General features: G+C 62.4%; 14 protein-coding genes. 4 read left to right on the top strand and 10 right to left on the bottom strand.

Annotated features, from left to right (window positions below; genetic code table 11):
- Positions 1 to 163: 163 nt before the first annotated feature.
- The 4 genes from lysS to accA all read right to left on the bottom strand — a co-directional run bounded on the left by lysS (position 164) and on the right by accA (position 5,367).
- The gene (lysS, locus tag D5125_12525) at positions 164 to 1,660 is read right to left on the bottom strand and encodes a lysine--tRNA ligase (protein ID QFY90240.1); all 1,497 of its coding nucleotides are present in this window, start codon (positions 1,658 to 1,660) and stop codon (positions 164 to 166) included.
- A gap of 177 nt (positions 1,661 to 1,837) precedes the next feature.
- A protein-coding gene (prfB, locus tag D5125_12520; GenBank protein QFY90239.1) for a peptide chain release factor 2 occupies positions 1,838 to 2,936 on the bottom strand; the annotation gives its coding sequence in 2 pieces (ribosomal slippage) (positions 1,838 to 2,860 and positions 2,862 to 2,936; 1,098 coding nt in all).
- 71 nt (positions 2,937 to 3,007) lie between these two features.
- Entirely contained in the window at positions 3,008 to 4,396 is a 1,389-nt protein-coding gene (tilS, locus tag D5125_12515) for a tRNA lysidine(34) synthetase TilS (GenBank protein QFY90238.1), read from the bottom strand.
- A gap of 11 nt (positions 4,397 to 4,407) precedes the next feature.
- Entirely contained in the window at positions 4,408 to 5,367 is a 960-nt protein-coding gene (gene accA, locus D5125_12510) for an acetyl-CoA carboxylase carboxyl transferase subunit alpha (protein ID QFY90237.1), read from the bottom strand.
- Between the two features lie 365 nt (positions 5,368 to 5,732).
- On the opposite strand from accA, the gene D5125_12505 reads away from it, so the two are divergent.
- Complete coding sequence (locus D5125_12505) at positions 5,733 to 6,986, top strand: HlyC/CorC family transporter (protein ID QFY90236.1); 1,254 nt, start codon at positions 5,733 to 5,735, stop codon at positions 6,984 to 6,986.
- 11 nt (positions 6,987 to 6,997) lie between these two features.
- Positions 6,998 to 8,335, top strand: a complete 1,338-nt coding sequence (locus tag D5125_12500) for a TRZ/ATZ family hydrolase (protein ID QFY90235.1) — start codon at positions 6,998 to 7,000, stop codon at positions 8,333 to 8,335.
- Between the two features lie 57 nt (positions 8,336 to 8,392).
- Here D5125_12500 and D5125_12495 read toward each other — a convergent pair whose 3' ends face one another.
- On the bottom strand, positions 8,393 to 9,460 hold the full coding sequence (locus tag D5125_12495) for a class III poly(R)-hydroxyalkanoic acid synthase subunit PhaC (GenBank protein QFY90234.1): 1,068 nt from the start codon (positions 9,458 to 9,460) through the stop codon (positions 8,393 to 8,395).
- Positions 9,461 to 9,520: 60 nt separating this feature from the next.
- The gene (phaE, locus tag D5125_12490; GenBank protein QFY90233.1) at positions 9,521 to 10,648 is read right to left on the bottom strand and encodes a class III poly(R)-hydroxyalkanoic acid synthase subunit PhaE; all 1,128 of its coding nucleotides are present in this window, start codon (positions 10,646 to 10,648) and stop codon (positions 9,521 to 9,523) included.
- Between the two features lie 183 nt (positions 10,649 to 10,831).
- On the opposite strand from phaE, the gene D5125_12485 reads away from it, so the two are divergent.
- Positions 10,832 to 12,016, top strand: a complete 1,185-nt coding sequence (locus D5125_12485) for an acetyl-CoA C-acetyltransferase (GenBank protein ID QFY90232.1) — start codon at positions 10,832 to 10,834, stop codon at positions 12,014 to 12,016.
- A 143-nt stretch (positions 12,017 to 12,159) separates the two neighbouring features.
- Positions 12,160 to 12,621 carry a polyhydroxyalkanoate synthesis repressor PhaR gene (gene phaR, locus D5125_12480; protein QFY90231.1) on the top strand — a complete coding sequence of 154 codons (462 nt, stop codon included), beginning with the start codon at positions 12,160 to 12,162 and terminating at the stop codon, positions 12,619 to 12,621.
- A 64-nt stretch (positions 12,622 to 12,685) separates the two neighbouring features.
- On the opposite strand, the gene D5125_12475 is transcribed toward phaR, so the two are convergent.
- The 4 genes from D5125_12475 to D5125_12460 all read right to left on the bottom strand — a co-directional run bounded on the left by D5125_12475 (position 12,686) and on the right by D5125_12460 (position 17,376).
- On the bottom strand, positions 12,686 to 13,639 hold the full coding sequence (locus D5125_12475) for a restriction endonuclease (protein QFY90230.1): 954 nt from the start codon (positions 13,637 to 13,639) through the stop codon (positions 12,686 to 12,688).
- On the bottom strand, positions 13,636 to 15,120 hold the full coding sequence (locus D5125_12470; GenBank protein QFY90229.1) for an Eco57I restriction-modification methylase domain-containing protein: 1,485 nt from the start codon (positions 15,118 to 15,120) through the stop codon (positions 13,636 to 13,638). The genes D5125_12475 and D5125_12470 overlap by 4 nt, the downstream gene beginning before the upstream one ends.
- Before the next feature lie 207 nt (positions 15,121 to 15,327).
- Complete coding sequence (gene bamC, locus D5125_12465; protein ID QFY90228.1) at positions 15,328 to 16,479, bottom strand: outer membrane protein assembly factor BamC; 1,152 nt, start codon at positions 16,477 to 16,479, stop codon at positions 15,328 to 15,330.
- Between the two features lie 21 nt (positions 16,480 to 16,500).
- Entirely contained in the window at positions 16,501 to 17,376 is an 876-nt protein-coding gene (locus D5125_12460) for a 4-hydroxy-tetrahydrodipicolinate synthase (protein QFY90227.1), read from the bottom strand.
- Positions 17,377 to 17,542 lie beyond the last annotated feature (166 nt).

Below are 17,542 nucleotides of genomic sequence, written 5' to 3'. Positions count from 1 at the left end.
GCCTTCAGCAGTCAGCGGCCAGCTTTTAAATCCCCTCTCCCCCCGGGAGAGGGGTTGGGGGAGGGGCCAGCGCCGCGCATTACGCCAGCATTTGACCAGCGGCAAGGCCCACCCCGGATTCCGGCTATCGCCTGCATCCGGGCTACAGGCTGGCCGCTGGCCCTCACCCCGGCCGCATGTGCGGAAACAGCAGCACGTCGCGGATCGAGGGCGAGTCGGTGAACAGCATCACCAGCCGGTCTATGCCTATGCCCTCCCCCGCTGTCGGCGGCAGGCCGTGCTCCAGGGCGCGGATATAGTCCTCGTCGAAGTGCATCGCCTCCAGGTCACCGGCCTCCTTGTCCGCTACCTGTTTGCGGAAGCGCTCGGCCTGATCCTCGGCATCGTTCAGCTCGGAGAAACCGTTGGCGATCTCGCGGCCGCCGACGAAGAACTCGAAGCGGTCGGTAACAAAGGCATCGGCATCGTTGCGCCGGGCCAGGGGCGAGACCTCGGTGGGATAGGCGGTGATGAAGGTGGGGTCGAGCAGTCGGCCCTCCACCGTCTTCTCGAAGATCTCAATCCACACCTTGCCCAGGCCGTAGCTATCCTTCAGCGGAATGCCCAGTCGCTGGGCATGCGCCCGCGCCCGCTGCGGATCGGCCAGATCTTCAGCGCTGATCTCGGGGTTGAAGTGGAGGATCGACTCCGCCACGCTCATGCGCCGGAAGGGGCTGGAGAAATCGTAGCTCTGGCCCTGGTAGTCGATCTGGGTCTTGCCCAGCACCTCGTTACAGAGGCTGCGCAGCATGTCCTCGGTCAGGTCCATGAGGTCGTTGTAATCGGCATAGGCCTCATAGAACTCCAGCATGGTGAACTCGGGGTTGTGCCGCGTCGATAGGCCCTCGTTGCGGAAGTTGCGGTTGATCTCATACACCCGCTCGAAACCGCCCACCACCAGGCGCTTGAGATAGAGCTCCGGGGCGATGCGCAGAAACAGCTGCATGTCCAGGGCGTTATGCTGGGTGATGAAGGGTCGCGCCGTCGCCCCGCCAGGTATCACCTGCATCATCGGCGTTTCCACTTCGAGAAAACCGCGACCATTGAGGTAGTTGCGGATGAACTGGACAATCGCGGTACGCAGCAGGAAGGTGTTGCGCGAGTCCGGGTTGACGATCAGGTCCAGATAGCGCTGGCGATAGCGCTGCTCGGTGTCGGTGAGGCCATGCCACTTCTCCGGCAGGGGGCGCAGGGCCTTGGTCAGCAGGCGGATGTCATCGACCTTGAGCGACAGCTCGCCGGTCTGAGTCTTGAACAGCACCCCCTCGGCACCGAGGATATCCCCCAGGTCCCACTTCTTGAAGCCGTCGTTATAGACGCCCTCGGCCAGGGCATCGCGCTGGACAAACAGCTGCATCTGCCCGCTCATGTCCTGCAGATGGGCAAAGCTGGCCTTGCCCATCACCCGCCGGGTCATCATGCGCCCGGCCAGCTTGACCCGCAGACCCAGGCCCTCCAGCTCCTCGGCGCTCATCTCGCCATACTGCCGATGCAGCTCGGCGGCCAACGCATCACGGCGGAAATCATTGGGAAAGGCATTGCCCTTCTGCCGCAGGGCGGTCAATTTCTCCCGCCGCTGGGCAATCAGCTTGTTCTCGTCTTGGACAGCTTCATGATTCATTGTGCTATATCTTCGTAATTCAGGACGCAGAGATCGCAGAGAAGCGCAAAGAGCGCAGAGGTTGAATAGGACAAGTATTTTGGATCCCTTTGCCAAGCCAAGGGTGGCGTGTAAAGGCTCTTTAAATAATCTTTGCGTGCTCTGCGCTTCTCTGCGATCTCTGCGTCCTAGTTATAATCACAGCCCGCTTTTCAGGCTGGCTTCGATGAATTGGTCCAGGGCGCCGTCGAGCACGGCCTGGGTGTTGCCGGTTTCCACCCCGGTGCGTAGGTCCTTGATGCGCGACTGGTCGAGCACGTAGGAGCGGATCTGGCTGCCCCAGCCGATGTCGGACTTGGAATCCTCCAGGGCCTGCTGGTCGGCGTTGCGCTTTTGCACCTCCAGCTCGTACAGCTTGGCCTTGAGCTGTTTCATCGCCACGTCCTTGTTCTTGTGCTGGGAGCGGTCGTTCTGGCACTGGGTGACCACGCCGCTGGGCAGGTGGGTGATGCGCACCGCCGACTCGGTGCGGTTGACGTGCTGACCACCGGCACCGCTGGCGCGATAGACGTCGATGCGCAGGTCTGCCGGGTTGATCTCGATCTCGATGGAGTCATCGATCTCGGGTGAGACGAACACGGCGGCGAAGGAGGTATGCCGCCGGTTGCCCGAGTCAAACGGCGACTTGCGCACCAGTCGATGCACGCCGATCTCGGTGCGCAGCCAGCCGAAGGCATAATCCCCCTCGAAGCGGATGGTGGCGCTCTTGATGCCCGCCACTTCACCGGGGGAGACCTCCAGCAGTTCGGTCTTGAATGCGTGCTGCTCGCCCCAGCGCAGATACATGCGCAACAGCATTTCCGCCCAGTCCTGGGCCTCGGTGCCGCCGGAGCCGGCCTGTATATCGAGAAAGGCGTTGAGCGGGTCGGTCTCACCGGCGAACATGCGGCGGAATTCCAGCTCCGCTACCCGCACCCCGAAGCCCTTGACGTCCTCGGCAACGGCATCCACGGTGGACTCGTCGCCCTCCTCCAGGGCCATCTGCAACAGATCGCTGGCATCGTCCAGGCCGCTGATCAGCTGATCCATGTTCAGCACCACGCCCTCCAGCAGGACGCGCTCCTTGCCCAGGGCCTGGGCCCGTTCGGCATGATTCCAGATATCGGGGTCTTCCAGCTCGCGCAGGACCTCGGTCAGGCGTTCTTGCTTACCCTCATAGTCAAAGATACCCCCTCAGGGACGCCAGTCGCCCCTTGAGATCGGCAATGGAATGGGTGATGGGGTTGATGTCCTGCATGGCGCAATCTGCTCGCTGAAAAGGGCCGATTGTACTGAATTCAGGGGATGAATTCACTCGCCGATTGCCGCTCAGGGGCCGACCGGCCCTCGGCCCCCAAGGGGCAACAAGGGCGTCCCCGGCCCTTGCCCCGCAGCGGCCTCGCGCCAGACCAGCTCCAGGCCTGGGCCTGGGCTGCGTGCGTCGGTAGCGCAGACCCCCCAGTTGGCGATGGCGATGAGGCGCTCACCGGCGAACAGCAGGGGCAGGCGGTCGCGTTGCCAGGGGGGGATGGCGGCCTCCTGCAATAGCTTTTTCAGCGATTTGTGACGGGCGCTACAGCGCTCGCCGCCCTGCCGGTAACGCACCTGTAGCCGCTGTCTTTGCCACAGGGCCGGGTCCAGGCCGGAGGCCGCCGGGCGCAGGTAGAGCCAACCGTTGCCCGGCAACTGCAAGGTCTCGGGCTCGGCCCAGTCCTGGGGCTCAGGGCTTGGGCATGGCCTGGGCCAGCGGCCAAGGTAATAGAGCCGGTCGCGATAGCGGCGCACCCCTACCCCGCCCCAGATCAGTTCCGGATTACGCCCGGCCCCGGCCTGTAGCAATTCGGTGCAGAGCCTGTGCAGCTGGGCGCTGGTGGGGGTGGGGGCCGCCAGCCGCCGCAGCCAGGCGCGCAGCAGCCAATGGCGTTCGGCCAGGGGCCTGCTGATCAGAGCGGATATTTCCAACTGGTCTTGCCGTCCGCCGGAACCCGGTCCAACAGCGGACAGGCCCAGCTCCACCTGGGCCTGTTTGTCCAGCAGATCCTGGGCCTCGGCGCAGTGGCGGGCAGAGCGGCTCAGGCAGCGGGCAGCGGCGGGCCAGCGCTGGTTGAGCAGGGGCATGATGTGATGGCGCAGGTAGTTGCGGTCAAAATCCGGGCTGGCGTTGCTTGGGTCTTCCAGCCAACCCAGACCGCGTTGGCGCAGGGCGTCAAGCAGCGCCTGCCGGGGTAGATCCAGCAGGGGTCGGGCCAGCCAGCCGGGGCCGAAGGGGCGCAGCCAGGGCATGGCGGCCAGGCCCGGCAGACCGCTGCCGCGCAGCAGTTGCAGCAGCAGGGTTTCCGCCTGATCGTCCTGGTGATGGCCGGTGAACAGCAGATCACCGGGGCGCATCTGCCCTTGCAGGGCGGCGTAGCGAGCCTGCCGGGCACTCGCCTCCAGCCCTTCAGCGGACTGGGCGGGCAGTTCCAGGCGCAGACCGATGCAGTCCAGGCCCAGCTCGGCGCAGTGCTGTTGGCACCAGTCCGCCCAGTGGCCGGATTGCGCTTGCAGGCCGTGGTCCACATGGATTGCCTGCAGGCTCGGGGCAAACTCGTCGCGCAGCTCCCACAGGCCGTGCAGCAGGGCCAGGGAGTCGGCCCCGCCGCTCAGGGCGATCAGGTAGCGTTGCGCCGGGGGGAGTTGACGCAGGCGCGGACGCAGGGCGTCAAGCAGGGGACACATGGCCGGGCGGGTCAGGCCTCGGTGTAGTTGCCGTACTGCATCAGGCGCTGGTAGCGTCTGTCCAGCAGCTCGGCCTGGGGCAGCTTTTCCAGCTCCTCCAGCCCTTCCAGCAGGGCCTGCTTGAGGCTGGCGGCAGTGCGCCCAGGGTCGCGGTGGGCACCACCCAGGGGCTCGGCCACCACCTGGTCGATCAGCCCCAGTTCCAGCAGGCGGTCCGAGGTGATGGCCATGGCCTCGGCCGCCAGCGAGGCCTTGTCAGCGCTCTTCCAGAGGATGGAGGCGCAGCCCTCCGGCGAGATCACCGCGTAGGTGCTGAATTGCAGCATCATCACCCGGTCGCCCACACCTATGGCCAGGGCACCGCCGGAGCCGCCCTCGCCGATCACAGTGCAGATCACCGGCGTCTTCAGCCCGGCCATCTCCTGCAGGTTGCGGGCGATGGCCTCGCTCTGGCCGCGCTCCTCGGCACCGACGCCGGGGTAGGCCCCCGGGGTGTCGATGAAGGTCAGCACCGGCATCTTGAAGCGCTCGGCCAGATGCATCAGGCGCAGGGCCTTGCGGTAGCCCTCGGGGCGCGGCATACCGAAGTTGCGCTGGATCTTCTCCTTGGTGTCGCGCCCCTTCTGCTGGCCCATGACCACCACCGGCCGCCCCTCCAGACGGGCCAGACCACCAATGATGGCCTGGTCATCGGCAAAGGCGCGGTCACCGTGCAGCTCCTCGAAGTCCTCGAAGATGCGGTCGATGTAGTCCTGGGTATAGGGCCGCTGCGGATGACGCGACAGCTGGGAGATCTGCCAGGGGGTGAGGGAGGAGAAAATACTGTCGGTGAGCGACAGGCTCTTTTTCTGTAACCGCTCGATCTCATCGAGGATGTTGATCTCGTTGTCGTCGCCGACCATGCGAAGCTCTTCGATCTTCGCCTCCAGCTCGGCAATGGGCTGTTCAAAATCAAGGAAATTCAGATTCATGGCTTTATGCGATATCCCCAGGCCAATGGTGACCGCCAATGGTAACAGATTGCACGGGCGTGCGAGCCGATGCGTTTGACAGCAGGCATTCGCAGCCGCTTGCCAAGGGGGGCCTAAGCGCCAGCAAGGCCCAGACTTCGCCATGTATTTGCCGCTGCGGGTTTTAGTGGTAGAGTTGACCGCAAATGGACACTGACCGAACCGAGTTATTCCCCCGTTCCACTCAATTTCAGCGTACTGAGCCCATGGCCCAGGGTCGCCCTTTGCGGTGTGCCCAGGGCCGCTATGCAGAGCAGTGAAATCCGTAACCACCTCGCCAATGGCCCGCCCTCCGGCCACCCCATGCATATCAAGGGCACTCAACGGTGAATGATATATTCAGCCTCGCCGGGTTGTTAATCCTGTCTGGATTCTTTTCCGGCTCGGAGACCGCCCTGGTCACCCTCAGCGTCGCCCGTGCCGAGGCCTTGGCCAAGGAAGGCCGGGCCGGTGCCAAGGCCCTGGTGCAACTCAAACGCAACCCGACACGGATGCTCATCACCATTCTTATCGGCAACAACGTGGTCAACATCGCCGCCTCGGCCCTGGCTACCCTGGTGGCGACCAAGCACCTGGGCGGCCACCTGGGTCCGGGCGTGGCCGTCGGCGTTCTCACCTTTCTCATCCTGATCTTTGGCGAGATCACGCCGAAAAGCCTGGCCACCCGCTTTGCCGAGCGCATCTCCCTGTTGGCCTCACCCCCGATCTATGCCCTGGAGCGCCTGCTCACCCCGCTGGTGTGGTTTTTCGAGGGCATCATCCGTGCGGTGCACCGCATGACCGGCACCAACAACGACCCCACCATCACCGAGCTGGAGCTGATCAATCTGGCCGGCCACGGTGAGGTGGAGGGCACCATAGAGCGGGAGGAACGGGAGATGATCGAGCGCATCTTCAACCTCAACGACCTGGTCGCCGCCGATGTGATGACCCCCAGCCGGGATGTCTTCCAGCTGGACTGCAACCTCAGCATCGAGACCATCATCGACCTTATCGATCACCAGTCCTACAGCCGCATCCCCCTGTTCAACACCGGCACCGGCGAGATCGTCAAGATCCTACAGCTGCGCGATATACTCCACGCCCTGGCCAACAAGCGCTACAGCGCGCAGATCGGCGACCTGGGCCACGAGCCGGTGTTCTGTCCGGAAAACCAGCCCATTGGCGAGCTGCTCAGCAGCCTGCGCAAGAGCAAGCAGCACATGGCCGTAGTGGTCAACGAGCACGGTGCCATGCAGGGCGTGGTCACCCTGGAGGACCTGCTGGAAGAGGTGGTGGGCGAGATCTACGACGAAAGCGACGACCTGCCCGACGAATACATGCTGCTGGCTGAGGGCAAGATCCTGGTAGATGGCAGCACCGAGCTGCGCGTGGTGGAGAACTTCTTCGACATCGACCTGCCGGGCAAGCCCACCGACACCGTCAGCCTGTGGATCCTGGAGGACATCGAACGCATCCCTGACGAAGACGAGCAGTTTGAGATCGACGGCCTCAAGGTGCTGATCCAAGGGGCCTCCAACAGCCGCATCGAGCAGATCATCGTCGAGCGCGTACCGCCCAAGTCCGAAGAGGAAGAATAGGCACAGCGACCATGCAGATCGACAGCCTGATCATCGCCCCCTGGGTTATCCCTGTCGAGCCCCACGCACAGGTACTCGCCGATCACGCCGTGGCGATCCACGCCGGACGCATCCTGGAGCTTCTGCCCGCAGCCGAGGCCGAAGTGAAATACCGGCCCGGGCAGCTGCACCGCCTGGAGCGGCAGGCCCTGATCCCCGGCCTGATCAACGCCCACAGCCATGCCAGCATGAACCTGCTGCGCGGCCTGGCCGATGACCTGCCGCTGATGACCTGGCTGCAAGAGCACATCTGGCCTGCCGAACAGCACTGGATGGGGGAGGAATTCGTTGCCGATGGCAGCCGCCTGGCCATCGCCGAGATGCTGCGCGGCGGCACCACCTGCTTCAACGATATGTACTTTCACCCCAATGTCACCGCCCATGCCGCCGCCGAGGCCGGCATCCGCGCCCAGCTGGGGATGATCCTGATCGACTTCCCCTCCAGCTGGGCCGATGGCCCGGCCAGCTACATCCACAAGGGCCTGGAGCTGCGCGACCAATACGCCGGTCATCCGCTGATCCGCTTCAGCTTCGCCCCTCATGCGCCCTACTCGGTATCGGACGACAGCTTCAACCGCCTGCGCGCCATCGCCGACGAACTCGACCCGCCGGTACCCATCCACATCCATCTGCACGAGACGGGCGATGAAATCCAGCAAAGCCTGAGCCAATTCGGCCAGCGCCCGCTGCGTCGCCTGGAGCGCCTCGGCCTGCTCACCCCGGCCCTGCAGGCGGTACACATGACCCAGCTGGAGGCGGACGAGATCGAGCTGATCGCAGCCGCCGGTTGCCAACTGATCCATTGCCCGGAGTCCAACCTTAAGCTGGCCAGCGGCTTCTGTCCGGTCGGCCAAGTGTTGCAGGCCGGGGTCAATGTCGCCCTGGGCACCGACGGTGCCGCCAGCAACAACGACCTGGATATGTTCAGCGAAATGCGCAGCGCCGCCTTGCTGGCCAAGGGCGTCAGCGGCGACCCCGCCACCCTGCCCGCCGCCACGGCCCTGCGCATGGCCACCCTGAACGGGGCCAAGGCCCTGGGGCTGGAGGAAATCACCGGCTCCATCGAGCCGGGCAAGGCCGCCGATCTGGTGGCAGTGGACCTGGGCGGCATCCACAGCCGTCCCCTCTACAACCCCATCTCCCAGCTGGTGTATGCCAGCTCCCGCCATCAGGTCAGCCAGGTCTGGGTCAACGGCCGCCAGCTGGTGAAAAACGGGGCCATCACCAGCCTGGACGAAACCGCCCTACTGCAACGGGCACAGTATTGGCAGGAGAAGATTGCCGTCAAATCACCCGGGCAACGGCCCTGAATCGGGCCAGCACCCAGGCGCTCAGACAGTTTTTTGGCTCGGTCCGACCCATAGACCTCAGGAATGCTTGTCCAACCACTCGCCGATGGCCGGTGGCAGGGTCTTTTGCGCCTTGCCACTGACGTAGATGCCGATATGACCGCCGGGGAAGGCCAGTTCGGTGTAGTCCTTGCTGCTGGTCATGCCCTTGAGCACCTTGGAGCCGTCCGGCGGCACCAGGTGGTCCTGCTCGGCATAGACGTTGAGGATGGGACAGCTGATGTTTTTCAGGTCCACGGTACGGCCACCGAGTTTGACCCCGCCGTTGATAAAACCGTTATTCTGATAGAAGTCCTTGATGAATTGACGGAAGGTCTCACCGGCCTGGTCCGGGCTGTCGAAGATCCACTTCTCCATGCGCAGGAAGTTCTTCAGCCGGTCCTCGTCCTCCAGCACATCCACCATGGCGATGTATTTCTGCCCCATCAGGCTAAAGGGTTTCATCGACAGGAAGGTCCAGTTGAGCAGCTCGCCCGGCACGTTGCCGATGGTGTCCACCATCAGATCCACGTCCATGTGCTGCACCCAGGCGGAGAGCATGTTGTCCGGCGTCTTGAAGTCCACCGGGGTGACCATGGTGATCAGGTTCTTGACCTTGTCCGGGTGCAGGGAGGCGTAGCAGAGGCTGAAGGCCCCGCCCTGGCAGATGCCCAGCAGGTTGATCTGCTCCAGCTTGTGGCGGCTGCGGATGACATCGACGCAGCGGTCCATGTAGCCGTTGATGTAGTCATCCATGCTCAGGCTGGCGTCGGCCTCGTCCGGGTAGCCCCAGTCGATCAGATAGACATCCTGCCCCGCCGCCAGCAGGTTGCGCACCAGGGAGCGGTCCTCTTGCAGGTCGGTCATGTAGGGGCGGTTGACCAGGGCGTAGGCGATCAGGATCGGTACCCGATTTTGCACTACCTTGGCCGGGGCCTCGTAGCGGTACAGGCGCAGCTTGTCCTCGGCATAGACCTCCACCTTGGGGGTAACGCCGGTGTCTATGCTCTCGGCATGGAGCAGATTCTCCACGCCCTTGCCCAGCTTGCGGCTGTAGTCGAACATCTCTTCAGCCAGTTGATCGGGTCGAAAATTAAAGGGTTGCACTATTCTTCTCCTCAGTAACCAGCGCTCGGCGCCGGGGTCGTCTTATCAGGGTTCGCCGCTCTACTCGGCACTGTCGGCGCTGCGCCGGGTGCTGGCCTTCTTGCGCGCGGGCTTGGGCTTGACGCTGCTGGCCGCTGCCGGGGCGCTGCTCTCGGTCCCGGACCCGGTCTGTGCCTGGGCCTGGGCCGGGGCGGCGTTGGCGGCCTGCACCTGGATCGCGCGCAGCTGCTGTACCTGTTCCTGCAACACATCCATCTGGGCGCGCAGGCCCTTGATCTCACGCCGAGATTCCTGCAAACGCTGCTGCAGGGTACGCAGTTCGCGCCGGGTGGGCATGTTCAGGGCACCCAGATTCTCATCGGCCATCTGCCCCATCTTTTGCTTGAGGGCCATCAGGGCATTCACCAGGCCACCGTGGATCTTGGCGTATTCCGGGGTCATCACCTGTTCGGCATAGACCTCTTCACAGGCGGCCACCCAGAGATCGTAGAGGCCGCGGGCCGAGTCTATGGCCTTGCCGGATTCAAGCAGGGCCTGCACCTTGCCGCGCATGCGCTCCACCGAGGCCATGCCCAGGTTGGAGAAGAACTGGCTGTATTCGCCCAGGGCCTGCTGATAGGCCAGGCCACGCTGCATGAGTTCCTTGTACTGACCCTCTTCCTCGCGGGTGTAGCCCAGGCCAGGGGCGCTGAACAGGGCATCCAGCTGGCCGCTGCGCGGCATGTTGCGGAGCAGGTCGCCAGGCATGGGGGCCAGCGAGCTGGCCATGCGCTGCCAGTTGTCCAGCGGCATCTCCCAGAAGGCCATGAGCTTGTGCAGGGGCTCCTCGGCACCACTCCCGGCCAGATTGGCGGCCTGCTCCATGCCGCCGGCAAACATCTGCTGCATGTCGCTGAAGGTCTTGTTTACCGCCTCCAGCCAGTCGTTGCTGGCCTGATAGTTCTTGCCAAACTCATCACTCATGCGAAAGAATTGCTTGCCCTGATCCATCATCCGGCGCATGAAATCACTGCCGGTATCCGGCACCGAGGGGGAGACCGCCTGCCACCAGTGGTCCATGGCGCTCTCCCAGGGCGATTTGGCCGGCCTGTCCATACCCATGGCCTTGCGGCTCATGTCGCTCCAGTTGTCCCAGTATTTTTGCTGGATCTTCATCCAGTCATCGTTCCAGAAGGGGGAATCTGTCATGTGGTGGGTTCCTGTAGTTTGCTGTTTGAAGGTCAGAGTGTAAACTAGCACCGAAGTTTGTGCGCTGCAACAATTTCCAATCCGGGACGGCTTGCATTAGTCTTCTCCGGTGCGGCTGTAGCCTGGATTCCGCTTCAGCAATCAGAGTATATCCAAATCCACAAAACCCATGGGGAAGCAATTGTGACTGAAAACGTAGTGATAGTGGCCGCAGGCCGCACCGCAATCGGCAGCTTTGGCGGCAGCCTGGCCGGTATTCCGGCCCATCAACTGGGTGCCAAGGTCATCTCCGGCCTGCTGGCCAAGACCGGCATCAAGCCTGAACAGGTGGACGAGGTGATCCTCGGCCAGGTACTCACCGCCGGGGTCGGCCAGAACCCGGCCCGCCAGGCCAGCATAGCCGCCGGCCTGCCGGTGGAGACCCCGGCAATGACCATCAACAAGGTCTGCGGCAGCGGGCTCAAGGCGGTACACCTGGCCATGCAATCGGTGCTCTGCGGCGATGCCGAGATCGTCGTGGCCGGTGGTCAGGAGAACATGAGCGCCGCCCCCCATGCCCTGCCCAATTCGCGCAACGGGACCAAGATGGGCGATTGGAAGCTGACCGATACCATGATCGTCGATGGCCTCTGGGATGCCTTCAACGACTATCACATGGGCGTTACCGCGCAGAATATCGCCGACAAATACAACTACAGCCGCGCCGAACAGGACCTGTTTGCCGCCAGCTCCCAGCAAAAGGCCGAGGCCGCCCTGAACCAGGCCCGCTTTGCCGATGAGATCATCCCCGTGGAGATCCCCCAGCGCAAGGGCGAGCCGCTAATCTTCGAGCGCGACGAGTTCCCCCGCGCCGGCACCACCGCCGAAACACTGGCCAAGCTGCGCCCGGCCTTCTCCAGGGAGGGTACGGTGACCGCTGGCAATGCCTCTGGGATCAACGACGGTGCCGCCGTGGTCATCGTCATGGCCGAATCCAAGGCCAAGGCGCTGGGCCTGAAGCCCATGGCCCGCATCGCCGCCTTCGCCTCCGCCGGGGTGGACCCGGCGATCATGGGCACAGGCCCCATCCCCGCCTCCAGCAAGGCCCTGGCCAAGGCCGGTTGGCAGGTGGCCGACCTGGACCGCATCGAGGCCAACGAGGCCTTCGCCGCCCAGGCCATGTGCGTCAACCAGGACATGGGCTGGGACACGGACAAGGTCAACGTCAACGGCGGAGCCATCGCCCTGGGTCACCCCATAGGCGCCTCCGGTGCCCGCGTGCTGGTGAGCCTGCTGCACGAGATGCAGCGCAGCGATGCCAAGCGCGGCCTGGCCACCCTGTGCATAGGTGGCGGCATGGGCGTGGCCATGGCGGTGGAGCGGGAGTAGGAGTCAGCGGCCAGCTGGAAGCTGGCGGCTGGCCGCTGGCGGCTGAAGGCTGAAAGCTGGCCGCTGGCAACCAACAAGCTTTTGAGCGCCAAATGGATTACACTTGCGCCCCTGCTTTACCCCTGCACCGCTAAGGATCCACCATGGCCGAACGCTTGATCAAAAAATACCCCAACCGCCGTCTCTACGATACCGATCAGAGCAAATACATCACCCTCTCCGATCTCAAGGGGCTGATTGTTCAGGGTGAGGGAATCAAGGTGATCGACTCCAACAGCAGCGAGGACATCACCCGCGCCATCCTCATGCAGATCATCCTGGAGACCGAGGCCGGTGGCGAGCCCCTGTTCAGCGCCTCCATGCTGGGCCAGATCATCCGCTTCTACGGCGGTGCCCTGCAGAACCCCTTCAGCCGTTATCTGGAAGAGAGCCTGAACCTGTTCACCCGGCAAAATGAGGCCTTTCTCAACTCCCTGAGCAGCAACCCCATGGAAGGCCTGGCGCGCATGACCGAAGAGAACCTGAAGATCTGGGAACAGATGCAGGCGCAATTCCTCAAGGCCAGCGGCTTCTCCGGCAGTGCCAAGGACAAGGGCGATGCCTAGTTAAACCAGGCTCAGTGGCGGCATTGCGCCGCTGCGCGCTTAGCGTCCAAATGCAGCGGCTTGTTCAGGGCGCATTGTATGGCCCAAGGTAACGATCACCATCGAAATGGATCAAATGTGAGGGGGCATCTGCCACCCAAACTTCCGTTTCCCATGCAATCTCGCCAAGGTAGCGGCCCATAATGGCCCGGTCTGGAAAGGCAGTGACATAGACAAGTCCGGCGGTCGATCCGGCAAACAATCCGGCAAGCTCAGTGTGCCGCTTGCCATCGACCGGCCCGTGACTGGTAACGGACTCCACCAGTAGCAACCAGTTTTTCTCGGTATAGTGCAGCACCACATCAGGCATCTTGCCGTGTGAATCCACATTGACCCCCAGCCCGGCCAGCAGCGCGGCGTCAAAATAGCCCCACTTGTCGCCTGTATCTCCCGCATATACCAGCACGCTACCCGGCGCGAAGCGTGGGGCAAAGTCCTCGATAATGGCCCGAATGAGTTCGCTGTGCTCACCGGGACTGAGGACGATTTGCTGACCCGGCGCCATCTCGACCGGGATGTGGTTTTGCTCACGCTCCTTGGCGTAGCGGGCAACCAGCGTTACACGCTCGGCAAGATAGGCGGCCAGGTGGTCAGGCCATGCCGAAGTGCCAAAGGTTCGCGCAAGAGCCAGCGCGGCGGGCTCTATTTGATATACGGCTTTCGGGCTGTTTACCGGACGATCAGGCTTGTCCGGATTGTATAGGGCCATGCCTGCATCGCAGAACTGGTGCATGGTCTGACGCCGCACCGTCTCGCGGGTATTGGGTGCATACTCCTTACCATAGTACTCCCGCGCCCAATCCATAATCGGCGTGATACCCAGCAGGGGGTTTTCCGCATCGGCCCATGACTTGCCTGGCCTGAGATTCAGCAGCGCCAGCAGGCAAAGGGCAGAACGCTCGTTCTGTTGTGCCCGAGGCAGGCCCAAAGAAATGATGATCTGCCGTGCTGCCTCGATGTAATCCTTCTTTTTCCTCATCCGGTCAAGGTTCCAAGCTTGCTCTCGATCTGCTCTTGCGTGAGCGTTCCTTGCTGCATGGACCACTCGCCAAGCTGGATCAGAGTAGCGCGCGAGGGGTATTTCATTTGCTTGAGGTCGGTGGCATTGACCTGGGTGTGGCCGCTGAAGCGCCGGAAATACTGATCCACTGCCGTCGTGTTCAGGAACAGGGCCAGCCCACGAGCCAGCGGCTCAGGCAGGCCGTGCTTGTTCTCATGAAACAGGTTGAGATGATTCTCAAAACCCAGCACGGGCACACCGCCAAATGACTCGGGTTCAACCACGCTCGCCACGATTCGGCGCTTCTCCTCCTTGGACGAAAAACGGCGCACCACGCAATAAAATCCGTTCGGGTAAAGCCACCTCTCGGTGTCGGCATTCCGCTCGATAGCGTTAGGCTTCTTCAGGCCCTCAATTGGCCAGGTTGTGCCGCTGCCGCTAAAATGGGCAGGATAGAGTAATGGCGCGGTGTGCGGCCCCGGTGTATCACGAAGATAGGATTTCAGTCGGAAATCAACCACCGGCCCGGTCGAAACATTGAGGCCAAGATGGGCCAGTGTGCAGCGAATCCCTGGGGGCAGATCGATGGCGTCATGCTCTGACGAGGTGGGGACATGAATAAACCGCTCGGGATCATCAGAAAACAGGATCCGGTCGAACGGATGTTCATGGGTGACGAGATCGGAAAAGCTATCATCGGTTGAGGTCGAAACCATCACCGGCCCCTGTTTGCCGCCACGCTCCAGGCGGATAATAATGTTTTCTTGTAGCACATTGTCGTCCTTGAAGGCTTTGCTGCGTGAGTTAAACAGATGCATATGGCGAATGGCCGCCCGCTCAAGTATGAAATCACGGAAGGGTCGGTAATAGGGCCCATTGCAGAAGCTGCGTGGAATGATGGCGACAATCTGCCCGCCCGACTCAGCCAGGGCGATAGCAAGCGCCACAAAGGCGCTATACAGGTTTACCGTTTCGATACCAACACGGCGCAAGGCCAGCCGGTGCGCAGAATTACTATTTAGCTTCTTGTAAGGAGGATTAAGGATTACATGGGTAACTCGTTCCGAGGGCTTGGAAAACAGATTGCCGGACAATGATTCAACCGCAGAATGGATGAAGTCCTCTGCATGGATGTCAGCGGAAAAATCTCCTCTGTGATTGTATTTTTCAAGTGTTCTCGACAAGTGTTCAGTCAAACCATGGTCCAGCTCAAAGGCATGAACTTTCACCCGCTCAAAGTGAAGCCCCCCACTTCTCCATCGATCCAAAAAAGCAGCAGATAAGGAGCCGATCCCTGCGCCAGCATCAAGAAGATGACAAGACCCCTCTCCATCCGGAAAAAGACCCGCCATAAACACCGCCGTTCTTTCGGGAGTAAGAAATTGACCGAAATAGGCCTTTTTTTCCGCTCCAGTGCTCTTTGAGAGCTGTAGTCTTCTTTGTTCAACCGTCGATAGCAAAACCCTGCCTCCTTCTTTTCACTCCAAGGATCATGAGGTATTAGCCCTGGATTCGTCGCCCCTGATCCTTGCCTCTCTCACCCCCTCACCGGCCACAAATCAAACTGGGCTGAGCAGCCAGCTCACACGAGCACTTTTCCATCTCTGCGCTCTTTGCGCTTCTTTGCGCCCTCTGCGCCCTATTTGGTTCCACTGGGCCTGGCCGAATCAGCGAATCTGTTCGTGCAGCAGGGTGAGGATGCGTACAGCCGTGGCCGAGTTGTCCCTCTGGCCCTGCTCGCTGTGGACGCTGACCTCGGTGCCCGGATTGCGTGGGGAGAGCCGTACCTGGTATTGGCTGGTCTTGTTCAGCTGGCTGTCGTCGCTCCAGAAGGCCAGTTTGGACAGCAGCCCTTCTTTCTTTTCCTGATCGGCGTAGGGGTCGTTGTAACGTACGAAATAGACGCCCTGATTGCGGTCCCTGTCCTCCACGGCAAAGCCGACCCGATCCAGGGCCACGCCGGTGAGGCGCCAGGAGCGCTCCAGGTCTTCATCGATACGCAGGGCCACCTCATTGCTGTTACGCAGCAGTTGCGAACGCGAGCGCGCCGCGCCTTGGCTGCCCTTTTTCTGCACCTCGGCGGTGGCGCGTTTTTCGTTGACCCCCAGGTAGATCATGATACGGCGCAGCATCACGGCCTCCAGGCCGTGGTCGGTAGGGCGCGGTACCCACACCGACTGCTCGCCCTGATTGTTCGAGCCGGCCATGATCTTCTCCTGCATACCACGATGGGTCAGGTAGAGTTCGGTGCTGTTGTCCGGCCCTTCTTCCAGGCGCACGCGGAATTGGTCGCGGGTGTCGGCGGAATAGAGGCCATCAAACACGCCGCGGATGGCGTCGGTGATGAAGTCGGACTTGATGTCGGCGCGGTTTTCCAGCCAGGAGGTGCGCATCAGGCCCACCTCGGGGTCCTGCTCCAGCAGCAACACGCCGTTTTCCTGCCAGAAGGCGATCAGCGAGGACCAGACCTGGGCCGGTGGTGCCTTGATCACCAGCCAGCGCTTGTCGCCGTTGCGCTGTAGATCGATTGCCTCGACCTTGGTCAGCACGCCCGTGGCCGTACCGGTCGGACGACTGCCAGAGTGGCGCTCGCTGCTGTATTCAGAGAAGGTGGCCGAGCCCGAGGCACCTATGTCCGGCACCACCAGGGCGTTGTCGATGCGGTCTCGGGTCAGGTCAGGCGGTACCTCCAGGTCTTTCTGGGCATCGCGGGACTTTTTGTATTCGACCTTGCGGTCTTCCACCAGGCTGTCCATCTCCGGCATCAGGTTACAGCCGGTGAGAAACAGGATCAGGGGCAGGACAATGGGTAACTTCATGCTCGGGGGTTCCGCAGAAGGCTAGACCAGGCCGGCAGCGAGCAGTGCCTCACGCACTGTCGGCCGGGCGTCCTCGGACAGCCAGGTCAGGGGCAGACGTATGCCCTCGGGGATCAGGCCCATTTCCGCCAGGGCCCATTTTACCGGGATCGGGTTGGCCTCGATGAACAGGCGTTGATGCAACTCCGCCAAGGGGGCATCCAGCGCCTCGGCCTCGGTGCCGCAGCTGGCGATGGCGGCGGCGACCATCTGGCTCATCTGGCGAGGGGCGACATTGGCGGTCACCGAGATGACGCCATCACCACCGAGCAGAAGAAACTCACGCGAGCTGGCATCATCGCCGCTGAACAGGGCAAAATCACTGCCGCACAGCTCACGCAGACGGGTGACACGGTTCAGATCGCCAGTGGCCTCCTTGATACCGATGATGTTTTCAATCGGGGCCAGTCGGCCAACGGTCTCAGGCAGCATGTCACAGGCGGTACGACCGGGCACGTTGTAGAGGATCTGGGGCATATCCACCGCCTCGGCAATGGCGCGGTAGTGTCGATACAGGCCCTCCTGGGTGGGCTTGTTGTAATAGGGGGTGACCAGCAGGCAGGCGTCGGCCCCCACCTGCCTGGCGCAGCGGGTCAGGGCGATGGCCTCGCGGGTGGAGTTGGCCCCGGTACCGGCAATCAGCGGCAGCCGCCCGTCCAGGTGCTCCACGCAACGGCGGATCACCTCGCAATGCTCCTGTTCATCCAGGGTAGAGGACTCGCCGGTGGTGCCCACCGCGACAATGCCGTTACTGCCCTGCTCAACATACCAGTCAAGCAGGCGCTCAAGACAGGAAAAATCCACCTCGCCCGACGCCAGCATCGGCGTGACCAACGCCACCAGACTGCCCTGAATCATTTGCACACCACTCACGGATTATCGCCAAAGGGGCCAATTCTAGCCCGGTTTGCGCCATGGGTCACGCAATGCCTCGGTCAAGCTCGGGTCAAACTCGGGCTATCCAAAGGCCTTGGGCAAAGCTAAACTAGCTGCATTCGGCCTTGGCATCCCACTGGCAAGGCAG

The sequence above is a fragment of the gamma proteobacterium SS-5 genome (genome assembly GCA_009497875.2).
Taxonomy (GTDB): domain Bacteria; phylum Pseudomonadota; class Gammaproteobacteria; order Chromatiales; family Chromatiaceae; genus Magnetovirga; species Magnetovirga frankeli.
Note: the sequence above shows the minus strand (reverse complement) of the source record. Positions and strands in the feature narration are given on the sequence as shown.

Coding starts and splice junctions, on each gene's coding strand:
- lysS (QFY90240.1), bottom strand. CDS start 1,660: ATGAATCATGAAGCTGTCCAAGACGAGAACAAGCTGATTGCCCAGCGG.
- tilS (QFY90238.1), bottom strand. CDS start 4,396: ATGTGTCCCCTGCTTGACGCCCTGCGTCCGCGCCTGCGTCAACTCCCC.
- accA (QFY90237.1), bottom strand. CDS start 5,367: ATGAATCTGAATTTCCTTGATTTTGAACAGCCCATTGCCGAGCTGGAG.
- D5125_12500 (QFY90235.1), top strand. CDS start 6,998: ATGCAGATCGACAGCCTGATCATCGCCCCCTGGGTTATCCCTGTCGAG.
- phaE (QFY90233.1), bottom strand. CDS start 10,648: ATGACAGATTCCCCCTTCTGGAACGATGACTGGATGAAGATCCAGCAA.
- phaR (QFY90231.1), top strand. CDS start 12,160: ATGGCCGAACGCTTGATCAAAAAATACCCCAACCGCCGTCTCTACGAT.
- D5125_12475 (QFY90230.1), bottom strand. CDS start 13,639: ATGAGGAAAAAGAAGGATTACATCGAGGCAGCACGGCAGATCATCATT.
- bamC (QFY90228.1), bottom strand. CDS start 16,479: ATGAAGTTACCCATTGTCCTGCCCCTGATCCTGTTTCTCACCGGCTGT.
- D5125_12460 (QFY90227.1), bottom strand. CDS start 17,376: ATGATTCAGGGCAGTCTGGTGGCGTTGGTCACGCCGATGCTGGCGTCG.